Annotated in this window: 12 protein-coding genes and 1 riboswitch; of the genes, 7 read left to right on the top strand and 5 right to left on the bottom strand. The window is 71.8% G+C overall.

Translation table 11 applies throughout. From position 1 onward, the window contains the following. The first annotated feature begins 42 nt into the window (after positions 1-42). A riboswitch (cobalamin riboswitch) is annotated at positions 43-119 on the top strand. A 62-nt stretch (positions 120-181) separates the two neighbouring features. Then, a complete protein-coding gene (locus tag AB0J04_RS19415) occupies positions 182-403 on the top strand; it encodes a CbtB-domain containing protein (RefSeq protein ID WP_363169706.1) in 222 nt (73 codons plus the stop codon). 24 nt (positions 404-427) lie between these two features. After that, positions 428-1,186 carry a CbtA family protein gene (locus tag AB0J04_RS19410; RefSeq protein WP_363169705.1) on the top strand — a complete coding sequence of 253 codons (759 nt, stop codon included), beginning with the start codon at positions 428-430 and terminating at the stop codon, positions 1,184-1,186. A gap of 255 nt (positions 1,187-1,441) precedes the next feature. Here the strand turns inward: AB0J04_RS19410 and AB0J04_RS19405 are convergent, their stop codons facing one another. From AB0J04_RS19405 to AB0J04_RS19395, 3 genes are all read right to left on the bottom strand, one after another. Then, a complete protein-coding gene (locus AB0J04_RS19405) occupies positions 1,442-2,821 on the bottom strand; it encodes a hypothetical protein (protein WP_363169704.1) in 1,380 nt (459 codons plus the stop codon). 32 nt (positions 2,822-2,853) lie between these two features. Then, positions 2,854-3,267: a hypothetical protein gene (locus AB0J04_RS19400; protein ID WP_363169703.1), complete on the bottom strand. Its 414-nt coding sequence runs from the start codon at positions 3,265-3,267 to the stop codon at positions 2,854-2,856. Positions 3,268-3,368: 101 nt separating this feature from the next. Then, on the bottom strand, positions 3,369-4,478 hold the full coding sequence (locus AB0J04_RS19395; RefSeq protein WP_363169767.1) for a M20 family metallopeptidase: 1,110 nt from the start codon (positions 4,476-4,478) through the stop codon (positions 3,369-3,371). Between the two features lie 151 nt (positions 4,479-4,629). Here AB0J04_RS19395 and AB0J04_RS19390 point away from each other — a divergent pair, with 151 nt between their 5' ends. Then, positions 4,630-5,520 (top strand): LysR family transcriptional regulator, encoded by an 891-nt coding sequence (locus AB0J04_RS19390; protein ID WP_363169702.1) that lies wholly within the window; start codon positions 4,630-4,632, stop codon positions 5,518-5,520. 51 nt (positions 5,521-5,571) lie between these two features. On the opposite strand, the gene AB0J04_RS19385 is transcribed toward AB0J04_RS19390, so the two are convergent. Then, positions 5,572-6,390 carry a hypothetical protein gene (locus tag AB0J04_RS19385; protein ID WP_363169701.1) on the bottom strand — a complete coding sequence of 273 codons (819 nt, stop codon included), beginning with the start codon at positions 6,388-6,390 and terminating at the stop codon, positions 5,572-5,574. 5 nt (positions 6,391-6,395) lie between these two features. Beyond that, a complete protein-coding gene (locus AB0J04_RS19380) occupies positions 6,396-6,782 on the bottom strand; it encodes a hypothetical protein (RefSeq protein ID WP_363169700.1) in 387 nt (128 codons plus the stop codon). A 67-nt stretch (positions 6,783-6,849) separates the two neighbouring features. Between AB0J04_RS19380 and AB0J04_RS19375 the strand changes: the two genes are divergently transcribed. The 4 genes from AB0J04_RS19375 (at position 6,850) to AB0J04_RS19360 (ending at position 14,705) form a co-directional block, all read left to right on the top strand. Next, positions 6,850-11,229 carry a CHAT domain-containing protein gene (locus tag AB0J04_RS19375; RefSeq protein ID WP_363169699.1) on the top strand — a complete coding sequence of 1,460 codons (4,380 nt, stop codon included), beginning with the start codon at positions 6,850-6,852 and terminating at the stop codon, positions 11,227-11,229. Between the two features lie 274 nt (positions 11,230-11,503). After that, the gene (locus AB0J04_RS19370) at positions 11,504-12,355 is read left to right on the top strand and encodes a polyphosphate polymerase domain-containing protein (protein WP_363169698.1); all 852 of its coding nucleotides are present in this window, start codon (positions 11,504-11,506) and stop codon (positions 12,353-12,355) included. Continuing rightward, a complete protein-coding gene (locus tag AB0J04_RS19365) occupies positions 12,352-13,029 on the top strand; it encodes a DUF4956 domain-containing protein (protein ID WP_363169697.1) in 678 nt (225 codons plus the stop codon). The genes AB0J04_RS19370 and AB0J04_RS19365 overlap by 4 nt, the downstream gene beginning before the upstream one ends. Continuing rightward, a complete protein-coding gene (locus AB0J04_RS19360; protein ID WP_363169696.1) occupies positions 13,029-14,705 on the top strand; it encodes a CotH kinase family protein in 1,677 nt (558 codons plus the stop codon). Before AB0J04_RS19365 ends, AB0J04_RS19360 begins: the two co-directional genes overlap by 1 nt. The last annotated feature ends 132 nt before the right edge of the window (positions 14,706-14,837 follow it).

Raw genomic sequence — 14,837 nt, 5'->3', positions numbered from 1 at the left:
CGACAGACGGTACCGTCGCGCTGATATCGACGACGGCATCACGGAAGCCGGTGGGAACCCGGCACGGTCGCGCCACTGTGGACGGTGCACCCCTGAAAGGGGCGTATCGCGAGTCAGACCCGGGAACGTCGTCCTGTGCACCACCGAGTTGGGACGCGAACTCCCAGAGGAGGCTCCTGCCATGGCGCAGCATGTCGCTCAGCCGACCGCCAGCACCCCCGCCGTACCCGCCAAGCTGCCGCTGAGGGACATCGCCCCGTGGGCGGTCTTCTTCGGCATCCTGATGCTGGTCCTGCTGTACTTCGTCGGCGCCGAGCAGGGCGCCACCTCCGTCGTCTCCGGCGAGGAAGTCCACGAGTGGGTGCACGACGCCCGCCACCTTCTCGGCTTCCCCTGCCACTGACGTCACGAGGGACACAGCACACCCATGAACTCCGCAACGGTGAGAAACCTTCTCGTGCGGGGCATGCTCGCCGGCCTCGGCGCCGGCGTGCTCGCCCTGATCGTCGCCTACTTCCTCGGTGAACCCGACGTCGACAGCGCCATCGCCTTCGAGGAGTCGCACGCCCCCGCCCACGAGCACGAGGTCGAACTCGTCTCCCGCGGCCTGCAGTCCACCGCAGGCCTGGCCACCGGCGTCCTGATCTACGGCGTCGCCTTCGGCGGCATCGCCGCCCTCGTTTTCTGCTTCGCCCTCGGCCGCGTCGGCCGCTTCACCCCGCGCGCCACGGCCCTGCTGCTCTCCGGAGCGGCCCTGCTCGCCGTGTACGTCGTGCCGTTCCTGAAGTACCCGGCGAACCCGCCCGCGGTGGGTGACCACGACACCATCGCCAAGCGGACCACCCTGTACTTCCTCATGATGCTCCTCAGCGTGCTCCTCGCCCTCGCCGCGGTGATCGTGGGCAAGCGGCTCGCACCGGGTCTCGGCAACTGGTATGCCACCGTCGTCGCCGTGCTCGGCTTCGTCGCCGTGATCGGGTCGGCGTACGCGTTCCTGCCCACCGTCAACGAGGTGCCGAGCGACTTCCCGGCCACCCTGCTGTGGCGGTTCAGGCTCTCCTCCCTCGCCATGCAGATCACCCTGTGGACAGGCTTCGGTCTCGCCTTCGGCGAGCTGGCCGAGCGACTGCTGCACCCGAGGCCCGCCACGGTCTCCGCGGGCACGGCGGTGGCTGCCCCGCAGTGACAGCGGTGGCGACAGCGACATGAGCGAAGCGACGAGCGGGCCTGCGGAACCATCCGCAGGCCCGCTCGCGTTCCTCGGACGTCGACGACCCGGACTGCGGACATGACCCGGAGAGCGAGGGAGCCGAGCCGCGCCGGAACACGCGAACGATGCCGAGCAACTTGCCCTCTACATTGGAGCGTTGCCGAATCGACCTCGGGGGAGACAAGTGATGGAGAGTCGCGAGGAACTGCTGGCTTCGCTTGCGGCGCGCGTTCAAGCGGCGGCCTTGGGGGACGCGTCCGTACTCGAGGGCCCCCATGCGCCGGCCGAGGCGCGCAGCCTGGGCGTGCTGCCGTTGAGGCGCAGTGTCCGCAGCCGCGGCAGCCGTGCCAGGTCCGGCAGGCGGGGCAGCACGGCGGAGAGCGAGCCGCGCAGGTCCAGTTCCTCCAGGGCGGTCAGGGCGAGCAGGTCGTCGGGGAGGGTCTCCAGGAACACGTGCGCGAGGTGGAGCCGACGCAGGGCCGACAGCCGGGTCACCGGGAGCGGAAACGGGACGGTGGAGTCGTACTCGCCCGGTTGGTGGTGCGACAGGTCCAGCTCGCGCAGGGTGCTCAGCCGGGCGACTGCGTCGGGCACCGGGCAGGTCAGCCGGGCGGCCCGCAGCACCTCCAGCCGGGGAAGGTCGCCGATCTGCTCGGGCAGCGCCTCGAGTTCGTTGCCGGAGACGTCCAGGACCCGCAGCCCGCTCAGTCGGCCGATGCTCTCCGGCAGGGCGGTGAGCCGCATTCCGGCGAGGTTCAGCTCTTCGAGGGCGGTGAGCTCACCGATGCGTTCGTCGAGGCTGCCGATGGCGTCGTTGCCGGCGAGGGAGAGGACCCGCAGGTTGACGAAGGCGTGGAGCTGCTCCGGGAGTCGGCGGAGCTTGCGGTCGGACAGGTCGAGCTCGGTGATCTCCTCGGCCCGGGGGAGCAGGGCGTCGAGTTCGTCCAGCGCGGCCAGAGGGCTGGGCCGGACGCCGGGCCGCAGGACCTGCCGTCCGTCGCGGAGGGCGGCCCCGATCCGGTGGGCGTCGGCGGAGCCGTCCTCGTCGAGGAGTTCGGGCGGGACCAGCTCGTCCAGTTCCTCGTCGGTGAAGTCGACCGGGCAGTTGGTGTGGTGGGCGCCGGTGATGAGCAGCGCTTCCGGCTGTTCGGCGAAGTGGGTGATGAAGTAGAGGGTGCTGATGACGCTGTGGGCGTGGGTGCGGCCGCCGACGGTCAGGCAGCCGCCGTCGTCGCCGTAACTGCCCTGGACGGTGCCGGACGCGGTCAGGTTCCCCCGGACGACCACGCACGGGCAGCCGGACAGCAGCACATTGCGGGCCCGTAGATCGCCGGTGACGAGCAGGAAGTTGCCGCTCGCCGAGTCCCACCACTCCAGGTCGCCGCCGACGGTCAGATCACCGTCCACGATCGTGTTGTACGGCACCCAGTCGCCGTCGGGCTCCGCGTCGAGGCCGCCCGTGACGTGCAGACCGCCCTCGTAGAGGCGTATCTCCTGCTCGTCGGCGAAGTCCTGGTACGGATGACTGACGTCGACGGAGACGCCGAACCGCTCCTCCGCCTCGGCCGCGGAGATGACGCGGTAGCCCGTCGGCGAAGTCCGTGCACTCATGATCGGGATGCTACCGGCCGCGCTGGGACGGCTCAGCGACGAATGCCGTTCTTCGCGGCCTGGCTCTCCAGAGCCGCTGACAGAGTCGGATTCTGTCCCAGAGCCAGGAAGGCAAGGGGCGGTGCCTGGTCCCGGGTGATCTCGAACCTGCGGAAGGTCATCCAGAGCGACACAGTGGCCGTCTCGTTCACCACGGTCACCTCGCTCCACGCCACCGCGTCCCGCACCCCGCCGAGCAGACCGGTGACGACGAGGCCGCCCGTGTGGAGGTGGCACCTGTTGATCCCGAACCGGGCGGTGGCGCGGGCCCATGCCAGCTTGAGACCGTAGAGGGTGAGCAGCACGGCCCCGGTGACGGCGCCCTTGACGAACGCCGTCGGCGGTCTGTTGACGACCAGCGTGACGAGCAGGACGGCGGCCAGTGTCAGGACCAGTCGCCGGAACATCTGAAGGAGGGCGCCGCCCAATCCCGCTATGGGATGACTCCCGCGCCGCTCCCCGAGACCGAGCACGGACCCGTTCCACCTGTTCGACCTGTTCACCTTGTTCACGTCCTGTCGGTGTTGCGTCGGATGAGTTCAGCGAGCAGCCGTGTGCGGGGGACCATCCGCGCGACCTCGACGTACTCCGTGTCCGCGTGGGCGCCGCCGCCCACGGCGCCCAGGCCGTCCAGCGTCGGGCAGCCCACAGCCGCCGTGTGGTTGCCGTCCGACGCGCCGCCGACGGCGAGTCCCCGCAGCGGCTCCTGACCGAGCTCCGTGGCGATCCGGGAGGCGAGGGCGAACAGTTCGGCGGAGGACTCCGGTTCCATGGGCGGCCGTTGGCCACCGCCCAGCACCTCCAGCCGGGCACCCGGCGTCCGGGCGGTGAGTCCGCGTACGAGTGCGTCGATACGGTCCTGTGCCGCCGGGGTCGGCACCCGCACGTCCAGTGACACCCGGGCCAGCGCGGGCACCGTGTTGCGGGAGCTGCCCGCCGACACAAGAGTGGGCGTGACCGTCGCGGCGCCCAGGAGGGAGTGGGCCTCGCCGACGCCTCCCGTCGAGCCTCCGAGACCGGCGATGGCCAGCACCTGGTGCGCTGCCTCCACGGCGGCGTTGATCCCTTTGTGCGGTTCCTGACCCGCGTGAGCGGCCCTGCCGTGCACGACGATCTCGTACCGTGAGGTGCCCTTGCGGGCGATCTTGAGCGCGCCGGCGTCGTCCGCGGCCGCCTCCAGGACGAAGGCGGCCGTGGCCTCCCGCGCGCTCTCCTCGATCAGCTGCCGGGAGGTGGGCGAGCCGACTTCCTCGTCCCCGTTGACCAGCACGCACACCCCGTCCGGGGAGGGCAGCGAGGCCAACGCGTGGAACATCTGCACCAGGCCCGCCTTCATGTCCAGGACGCCGGGCCCGCGGGCGATCCCGTCGGCCAGTGACCAGGGGTGGTCCTGGAGCGAGCCCACGGGCCACACCGTGTCGTGGTGTCCCACCAACAGCACGCTCGGGGCGCCGAACCGCCATCGCAGATGGGTCACTCCGTCGATCACGATCGTCTCCGGCTCGGCCCCCAGCAGCCGCGTGCCGAGCGCGGCGACCGCCTCGGCACTGCGGGCCACCGCCGCGTGGTCGGCCGAGAACGACTCGCAGAGCACCAGTTCCCGCAGATCGTCCAGCATCGTCGACAACAGCACATTTCCCCCTTGAATCCGTGAGCTTCGACGTTAGAAGTGAGCAAGGCATTCCACCAGCGACTAGATTGCATGGGATCAATGCGTCCGAGGAATGTGTCTCGGCGACCAGGTGTCTCGACAACCAGGCGGGGGAACCGTGTTCGAGGTCGATGCGCTGCGACTGCTGGTGGCCGTGGCCGAGACGGGGTCGTTCACGCAGGCGGCGGTCCGGCTCAGCTACACGCAGTCCGCGGTGTCCCGGCGGATCGCCACGCTGGAACAGCAGGCGGGCGGCCCGCTGTTCGAACGGCTCCCGCGGGGCGTACGGCTCAACCCCGCCGGGCGCGCGCTGCACCGGCACGCCCTGGACGTGCTCGACCGGCTGGCGCGGGCGGAGCGGGAACTGGCCGTGCTGCACGCGGGACACGGCGGGCTGCTGCACGTCGGCGCGTTCGCCACCGCCAACATCTCGCTGGTGCCCGCGGCCCTGCGAGCGCTCCAGGAGGCCAGACCGGACGTCGAGGTCGTCGCCGTCGAGGGCCCGACCGACACCCTGCTGCGAGGCCTGTCGGACGGGTCGCTGGACCTCGCCGTCGTGAGCGACTACCCCTCCGGACTGCCCTCGGCCGACGGCGTCACGACGACCGAACTGTGCGACGACGAACTGCTCGTCGCCCTCCCGCGCGGACACCGCCTGGCCGAAGCCGGGACCGTCGACCTGGCTGAACTGCGCGAGGAGGCCTGGCTCCAGGGCGCGTACGGCGACCGCCCCACGATGCTCGCCGACGCGTGCGCCCGCGCCGGCTTCACGCCCAGGAAGGTCATCCGCATCGCGGAATGGACCGGGAAGTTCGGCTATGTCGCGGCCGGGCTCGGAGTGGCGCTGGTCCCCTCGCTGGCCGCCTGGGCGGTGCCCGACGAACTCGTCCTGCGTCCCCTCACCGACCGGGCCCTGCACCGGACCGTCCATGTCGCCCTGCCCGCCACTGCGCTGCCGGCGGCACTGACACTGCGGGATCTGCTGCGCGCCGCACGCGCGGCCGCATGACGGCCATCGGCAAGGCCGACCGGTGCGCGAGGTGCGGCAGCGGGAGGGGCTTCATGGCTGGGCGGGCGGCTGGTCCGTCTCGCACAGGGTGAACGCCGCCTCCGTCGTGCGGCACAGCGCCTGCACCGCATGACGCAGCGAGCGCCACGAGGCCAGGCCGAGAAGGACGCCGATCGGGGCCGCGGGCCACCACCAGGCGCCGAGAACCGTGAACGCCGTGCTCCAGACGAGGGCTTCGCAGGCCGCGTCGTAGGCGTCGCGGGTCTCCGCCAGCGCCGCGCGGGGCGGGTCGGCCGCGCCCAACAGCAGCGCGGTCCAGCCGCTCACGACGTCGCCGCCCGTCTCCCTGCGGACGTTCGCCTCGGTGCGGCGGAACCGGTCGCCCGACCAGGTCGGTGACTCGGGCCGCCCGACGGCCCTGGCGCGGGCCGCTCGCGCGTCGAGCCGGTCGGCGCGCAGCGGACGGCCGTCGGCCCGCGCCCGTACGGACTGCCTGGCCAGCGTGTCCGGGTCCACCCAGCGCCGGGTCCGCCATGCCCTCACCCTCCGGCCCACCGGCATCAGCCACCACGGCCAGGCCCCGGACGCCAGCGCCCCGATCGCGGCGGCGGCGTAGGGCACCGCGAACGCGGCCCCCACCACCGGCACCGCGAAGAGCACGAGTGAGGCGACGGCGTCCGCGGACAGACCGCCGCCCGTCCGCAGCGCGGCGGCGATCCGTTCGCGGGCCAGGCCGACGTCGTTCCAGTGCGTGTGGCCCAGTTCCCCGCCGCCGACGACCGCGACCACGACGAACAGCGCGGCGGGCAGCAGTCGCCGTAGGAACCAGCCGTCGGGTACGCGCTTCTGCAACTCGATGAGGAGCCCCATCGCCGTCAGCCGTCGACCAGCCGCATCGGGCCTCCGCCCAGCGCACAGGTCGGCGTCGCGGCAGCGGCTCCGTCCCGCAGCTCGACCCGGGCGCAGCGGCTCGTGGGACAGACCCAGCCGACCGACTGGGCTGTGGGGGCGCCCGGCCAGTCGCCCACGCCCATGGTGGCGGGCAGCCCGAGCCCGTTCGGGATCCCCGCCGACTCGACCGCGACGTGCAGCGCGCGCACGGCGGCCCGCCACTCGGCGCCGGTCGGATCCGCGTCCCGGACGACCGGGAAGGCCGACCCCCAGAGGGCGGGGCCGATCAGGGGGCGCAACTCCTCCACATTGCGGCACAGGTATTCCACGGCGTCCTCGTACACCCTGCGCGCCTTCGCCCCGTCCCCCACGGCGGCCTCCCTGAAAGTCCCGAGAGCCACTGCTCCCTGACAGTTGATCAGACTAATATAAGGAACGATGTCCGAGCTTCGGGAACGAGTGGTCGCACGTCTCGTCACGGCTCAGAACGCCCGCGATCCCGGACCTCTGCGCGACGGGGACGCGGTGGCCGACGCGCTGGCCCTGCTGCGGGAGTCCGCGCCCGCGCCCGAGGGCTCGATCGACCTCGAATCGCTGGCCGCCGTCTTCTGGACCTTCTGGTTCCGCCACCAGGGCGCCGAGGACCCCGACGCGGCGCAGAACCTGACCGTCGTGTTCGGCGCCTTCGGCTTTCTGTGCCCGCGTCTCCCCGACGGCGCCGGGCTCCCCGAAGCCCTGAAGGAAGGCTTCGACCCCGCGGATCCGTCCCACGAGGCCGGGTTCGCGCACCTGGTGAGCATGGCGTACTCCGACGCCGTGGTGAACGGGCCGCCGCAGGAGCAGGCCGACGCTCTTGAGCGGGCGCTCGCCTGGTCGGACACGGCGTTCGAATACGTACAGGCCGAAGACCACGCCGGATTCGTGGAGTTGGCCGTCGACGCCCTCGAACTGAACGTGACGCGCTTTCGGCTCGCGGCCGACCCCGACGCGCTGGCCGTCGCCGCCCGGTACGGGCACGCGGTGTGCACGCGGCTCACCGCCGTCGGCCCCGGACTCGACCCCGACCATGCCCGCGCGGCCGCCACGCCCGCCCTGCGCACGCTGGTGGACGCCGCACGGCTGCTCGGCACGCCCCGGCTCGCCCAGGTCGAGCGGCTGGTCGCGGCCGCACCCGAGGGCGCGCTCACCCCGGAGTCCGCCGAGGGCCTGCGCTTCCTGCGCATGCTGGACGCCCAGCCCGTCGCCTGGCCCGGCGAACGGGACCTGATCGTGGGCGCGGCCATCGCCGACGCGGGCCTCGCCGAGCACGACGCGGGCCGCATCGCCTGCGCCGTACGACGACTGCGCACGGCCCTCGCCGACACCCCCGCCGGGCACCCGGCGCGCCCCGAGGTGACCGCCGCGCTCGGCAAGGCGCTCGCCGCCTTCGCGGGGGAGCGTGAGGACGGGACGGCGGCCATGGAGGCCATGGAACTGCTCGACTCCGTCGGGGCCTTGAGCGACGAGTACCGGCAGATGTTCGCCGACTGCCGCGAGTTGGCCGAGCTAGGCCGGAGCGAGGACCCGGGCGACCTGGAGCGTGCCATGCCCCTGCTCGGCCGCTTCACCGAGCGCGCCCGAGAGCACGCCGCACGCTCGGGCGGCCCGGTCGACATCGATCTCGAAATCGTCGACCTGGCCGCCGGATTCGAGCCCGACGACGCCTCCGACGAACGGATCGCCCGCTACCGCACCGCTCTCGCGGCCCTCCCCGCCGACCGGCCGCACCGCCACGCCTACGTCGCCGTGCTGGCCGCGCTCACCGGGCTGCGGGCCGAGGCACTGCGCGCCGGCGCCCCGGACCGGGCCGCACCGCTCGCCGCGGAGTCCCGGGAACTGACCGAGGCGGCGGCGGCCGACGCCCCGGCGGGGTTCCTCGCCTCGGACCTGCTGCGACGGGGCATGTTCGCGGTGGCGCTGCCCTGCGCCCTCATGTCGGTCGCCACGGGCGGCGAGGAGGGCGCGGGCGGGCCGCAGGACGAAATGCGCGCGCTGGTGGAGCAGCTGATCCGCTTCGACGATGTCTGCCTGGACAGCTCCGAGAACCTCGACGCCGACATCGAGATCATCCGGGAGCTCCTCGCGGGCACGGGCGAGGACGACGACACCCTGCGCCCCTACCTCTCCGCCGCGCTCGGCGGCGCCCTGTCCGCCCGGTCCGCCGAGCGCGCCGACCCCGCCGTCCTCGAAGAGGTCGTCCGGCTGCTGCGCGACGCCCGCGCGAACGCCCCCGACCTCCCGGGCGAGTTCGACCGCATGCTCGCGGACGCGCTCACCACCTTGTCGATCGGCCGCTTCGACCCGGAGGGCGCACGCGAGGCGGCGGCCCTGCTCGCCTCCGCGCCCGGCGCATCCGCCATGCCGACGGTCGACGGGGAGCCCGCGCCCGGCGATCCCGTGGTGTCCGAGACCGACAGGGAGCTGATGACGGCCCGCACCGAGCTGCACAACGCCCTCCAGAACTATCTGTTCGGCCATGAACCGGCCCAGCTGGAACGAGCCCGGCAGATCGCCCGACGCATGCAGGACGTCATCCGGGCCGCGGCCGAGGGGGAGGGCCCGCCCTGGTACGACCTGATGGGCGACGCCTACGCCGACCTCGTCGAGACCGTGGGTCCGGGCGGCGGCCCACGCCCGGACCTCAGTGACGCCGTGATCGACCAATGCCGGGCGACCTTCGCCAAGTGCCCCTCCGGACACTCCATGCGGCCGATGATCGCGACGACGCTCGCCCGGGCGCTCGCGCAGCGCGCCGTCGTGCTCCGGGCCGGCGAACCGGGGCGGGCGGAGGCGCTGCTGGCCGAGGCGGACGAGCTGAGCCGCGTCATGTCGGGGGAGACGCCCGAGGGGTCGTCGTTCGACGTGGGCGCCACGATGCGCGTGTTCCTCGACCTCATCGGCCGGGGTCGCCTCCCGGAGGGGGCAGACCTGGCCACCATGCCCCGTCCCCCGGGGGAACCCCACTCCCAGACAGACGTCCTCGCTGCCATTCTGGCACCCCTGAAGGCCCGTCTCGCCGGCACCGCGGACCCCGAGGCATGGCGTGACCCCGTGATCCCGGTGTGGATGCGGGCCCAGGGCGAGATCGCCTCCGCGGCCGGTGCGCTGGGCCGGGCGCAACCCCGGGTCGACCTGGCCCTGGAACATCTCGAAGCGGGCGTCGAGGCCATGGCCGGCATCACCGACCGGGGCAGCGACCAGGCCTCCGCCGAGCACGGTCTGTCGACGTTCGAGGGCGACATCAGGACGATCGTCGAGCTGATCCTCACCCACCTCGTCGGTCGTGAGCTCGCCGCCCGTCTGCCCGGCCGGCTGCATGCCCTGGAGGAGGCCGTGCGCGCGGCCGAGGAGGGGCGGGTCCCGCCCGAACTCGGCGCCTTGGAGTGCACGGCCGAAGGCCCTGAGGTCGACCGCGCCGTGGAACTGCTGGAGCGCGGCCGCGGTCTGCTGCTGGCCCGGCGGATCGAGGCCCGCGCCGACATCGGCGACCTGCGCTCCGCGCACCCCGACCTGGCCGCCGAGTTCGAGCGGCTGACCGAGCAGCTCGACGCGGAGCCGGAGACGGCCGCCGCCGGTGACGCCGAGTGGGCCCGGCTGGCCGGCCTGCGCGCCTCCCGCGAACTCGACGACCTCGTACGTCGCATCCGCACCGAACCGGGCTTCGAGGGCTTTCTACGTCCGCTGACCGCGCAGGCGCTGCGGGCGCTGGCCGCCGACGGCCCCGTCGTCGTCCTCAACCACGGCAGGCGCTTCTGCCACGCCCTCGTCGTCACCGACCGGTCGATCCGCGCCCTGCTCCTGGAACCCAGGGCCGACGAGATCTCCGACACGGCGCGGCGGCTGCGCGACGCCGTGGACGCCATCAACGCGCAGGGCACGTCCCGTCCGTCCCCGCTCCGGCTCGTCGCCGCCGGGCACACGGTCCGCGACACGCTGGCGTGGACCTGGCACAGGATCGTGCGACCGGTGCTGGAACTCGTCGGGTCGGCGCACCCTGTTCCCCGCCACGGCGAGTGGCCGCGCGTCTGGTGGGCCCCGACCGGCCCCTTCAGCGCCCTGCCGCTGCACGCGGCCCAGTGCACAGCGCGCGACTGCGCGCTCGACGGCTGCGGTGCGGCCCTCGACGCCGTGGTGTCGTCGTACGTACCGGGCCTCCAGACCCTGGCCTACGCGCGTGCGCGCGCCCGCCGGCGAGACACGGCCGACCACGGCAGCGCCCTGCTGGTCGCCGCACCCGAGGACGACCTTCCCGGAGTCGCGGCGGCCGCCGGCCACGCCGCCGAACTCCTCGGCGCGCAGCAGCCGTTGATCGGCCCGACGGCCACCCGTGCGGCCGTGCTCGCCGCGCTGCACGACGCCTCGTGGGCCCACTTCGGCTGCCATGCCGCCACCGACCCCGGGGAGCCCTCGGGCGCCCTGCTGCACCTGCCGAGCGGCGAGCCCGTCTCGGTCCTGGAGATCTGCCGGGCCCGTCCGCGCTCGGCGCAGCTCGCGTTCCTGGCGGCCTGCGGCACCGCCCGCGCCGCCGAACGCCTCACGGACGAGGCCATCCACATCACGAGTTCCTTCCTGCTGGCCGGCTTCCCCGCCGCCGTCGGCACCCTGTGGACGATCGACAGCACCCACGCGGACCACATGACCCGCGACTTCTACCGCCGGACGACCGCCGCCGACGCCGCCGGCGCAGCCCACGCCCTGCACGACACGGTCCGCCAACTGCGCCGCCGCATCCCCGACCGCCCGCACATCTGGGCGGCGTACGTCCACGCGGGGACGTAGCGGCACGCGTCCCTGGCGGAGTCCACATCGGGATCAACTGCGTCAACCGTGCGTTCACGTTCAGTACTCATTGCGTTCAGATGCATCCTTCATCGCTCTTTCATTTCTTACCGGTTCCTTACGGGGAGGAGGTTGATCGCCAACTACCCGAAGGGAAGTCATGGCTGGCTGGCTGAAGCGCCGTCGTCCGGGTGACGGTGGCATGGGAGGCGACAAGGCGCCCACGACGGCGGGAGGATCACCGCCGTCGGTCGCGGACGCAGAGGTTCTTCGGGTGGCCGGCAGACTCCACGCCTTCAACCGGTACGAGCTGAAGTACCTGGTGCCGGTGGAGCAGGCGGCGCAGATCCGCGACGAACTGGGCGAGCGGATGGACCGTGACCTGCACAGCCCGGTCGGCGGCTACGGCGTGTGGAGCCTGTACTACGACACACCTCAACTCCGCTTCTACTGGGAGAAGATCGAGGGCCTGAAGTTCCGCCGCAAGCTCCGCATCCGCCACTACGGCGACCTGGACGGCGTCACCGACGACTCCTCGGTCTGCGTGGAGATCAAGCAGCGGGTCAACCGGGTCACCCAGAAACGCCGCATCACCCTGCCGTACGCCACGGCCCGGCAACTGTGCGACGAGCGGCGGCTGATCGAGCACTCCGCGAAGGAGCGGGCCTTCGTCAACGAGGTCCTGGAGCTGGTGGTCAGGCTCAACCTCCAGCCCACCGCCATCACCGGCTACCAGCGTGAGGCGCTGGTCGGCCGTGACCAGGACCTGGGGCTGCGCGTCACCTTCGACCGCCGCATCCGCGGCCGCGACCGGGACTTCCACTTCGGCACGGCGAACCCCGAGAACCGGTTCATCGTCCCGCCGCGCATGACGGTGATGGAGGTGAAGGTGAACGAGCGCACCCCGTACTGGATCACCGACCTGGCGGCCAAGCGCAACCTGAGCCTGATCCGGGTCTCCAAGTACGTCCAGAGCATCGAGGCGTTCGGCCTGGCCCCCCGGTCCGTCTTCCACGTCCGGGACGAAGACCTTCTCCCGGCATCCGTCGGCACGCCCGCCCCCACGCCCCCCACCACCCCCACGTCCCCCACGACGCATCGCACCACGGAGGCACTCCACTCGTGAATCTCGACCTGCAGGACCTGAGCGGCACGTTCAGCGTCACCGACATCGTGCTCGCCATGACCCTGTCCTTCGTGCTGTCCACGATGATCGGCTACGTCTACCGGGCCACGCACAAGAACGTCTCCTACAGCCAGTCGTACGTCCAGACGCTGGTCATCGTCGGCATGATCGTCGCGCTGATCATGCTGGTCGTAGGCTCCAACCTGGCCCGCGCCTTCTCCCTGGTCGGCGCCCTGTCCGTGGTCCGCTTCCGCAACGCGGTCAAGGAGACCCGGGACGTCGGCTTCGTCTTCCTGGCGATGGCCATCGGCATGGCCTGCGGCGCCCGCTTCTACACCCTGGCCGCGGTCGGCGGTGTCGTGATCACCCTGGTCATCCTGGCGATGAGCAAGTTCAACTGGTTCGCCCTCAACGTCCAGCGTCAGGTCGTCAAGGTCCAGGTTCCCGCGGGCGAGGACCACACCCACGCGATCCAGGACGTACTCCTGCGCCACACCGACGAGTTCGAACTCGTCTCCACCGAGTCCATCCGCGGCGGAGCCCTGACCGAGGTCTTCTACACCGTCCGGATCAAGAAGGGGCATGAGCCCGGGGAACTGGTCGCCGCCCTTCAGGAACGCACCATGGGGCAGCGCGTGACCGTGCTGACCGGTTACGACCAGACGGACCTCTGATGGCGGCCCCCCGCAAGCGGCTGGCGCACCGCGTTCCGCTGCGGCTGCGCCACCACTGGAAGCCGGCCGGTCTGCTGGCCGCGGGGATGGCCGTCCTGCTGATCTTCTTCGGGGACGTGCGCGTCACGCCGTTCGTGACCAGTGCCTCCACGGCGGACGCGGACGAGATCACCGAGAACATCGCAGGGGCCGTCGATCTGTTCGATGCGTCGCGGGCGCACTCGATCCGACTCGAGTACGACGAGACCGACTTCGACGACATGATGGAGAAGTACCAGGACGAGGGCGAGAAGGAGTACATCGAGGCGGACCTGACCGTCGACGGCGTGTACTTGAACGACGTCGGCATCCGTCTCAAGGGCAACTCGACGCTCCAGAGCCTGCGCAGCGGCGGCCAGGGCGGCGGCCGTGCAGGCGGTGGCCTCCCGGGACAGGCGGGCCGGCAGCAGGACGGTGCCCAGCAGGACGGCGCCCAGCAGGAGGGTGAGCAGCAGGGGCAGGGCGGCGGCATGATGGGCGGCGGCGGTGGGGGCGGCGGTATGACGCAGTTCGACCTCTCCGCCTCCAAGCCCGAGGAACTGCCCTGGCTCATCAGCATCGACGAGTACGTCGAAGGCCGCGCCTACCAGGGCCACCGCGAGCTGTCGCTGCGCCCCGGCGTCGACGAGGCCCTGCCGCTGAACGAGGCCCTGTCGCTGTCCCTCATGGAGAAGTACGGCCAGACGGCGGAGGAGTTCACCTTCACCGCCATGCAGGTCAACGACCGCCCGGCCGTGACCCGGCTCATGGTCGAGAACCCGAGCAAGGACTTCGTCGACTCGGAGATCGCGACCGAGGGAGTGGCGTACAAGGCCCGCGCCGGCGGGAGCTTCGACTACGTGGGGGACGACCCCACCGAGTACGAGAAGTCCTTCAAGCAGCTCAACATGAAGGGCAGCCAGGACCTCTCGCCGGTGATGAAGCTCCTGAAGTGGGTCGACCAGGCGTCGGACGAGGAGTTCGCCGAGGATCTCGACAGGTACGTCGACGTGGACTCCTTCGCACAGTACGCGGCGACGCAGAACCTGATCCTCAACTTCGACGACATGGCCGGGCCGGGCAGCAACTACGTGCTCTGGTACGACCTCGGCACCAAGAAGTTCTCCGTCCTGGGCTGGGACTTCAACCTGACCTTCAGCGGCACCGTCACCACCGGGCCCGACGACAGCACGAGCATGGGTGGCGGCGGAGGCGGAGGCGGAGGGGCGGTACCCGATGCCACCCTGCCCTCCGGAATGCCCTCCGGAATGCCTTCCGGGATGCCTTCCGGTATGGCGGAGTTTCCCGGCAACGGCAACGGCAACGGCAACGGTGAGGGTGAGGGTGAGGGCGGCGTGGGGCAGGGCGCCGGACCGGGCGGTGCGGGCGGCGGAGGCGGCGGCATGGGCGGCAACATCCTCAAGGAGCGCTTCCTGGCGACGGACGCCTTCGACGCTCCGTACCACGCCGCGTACAAGGAGCTGTACCAGCAGTTCTTCGGCTCGGGATACGCGCTCGAGGCGCTCGACACCCTCGCCGCGCAGGCGAAGAAGGCCGGCGCCGACGAGGCGGGAGTCTCCAGTACGGCGAAATCCTTGAGCGGCACGGTCACCTCACGGACGAAGAGCCTCGCGACCCACAAGGTGATCACGGGCTGACCAGGCGCAGCGTGACGTGGACACGACGGCGGCCGACCCCCTAGGGGGCTTCTGATGGATCTCCGCGGCGTCGCGACGCCCGGCACGCACTCTCGCCGCACCGGGCGAAAGCCCTAGTAGCTCCGCTACGAG

Source organism: Streptomyces sp. NPDC050263, from assembly GCF_040655955.1.
In the GTDB taxonomy this organism is placed as follows: domain Bacteria; phylum Actinomycetota; class Actinomycetes; order Streptomycetales; family Streptomycetaceae; genus Streptomyces.
The sequence above is the reverse complement of the archived record's forward strand: the minus strand, read 5'-3'. Positions and strand labels throughout refer to the sequence as shown.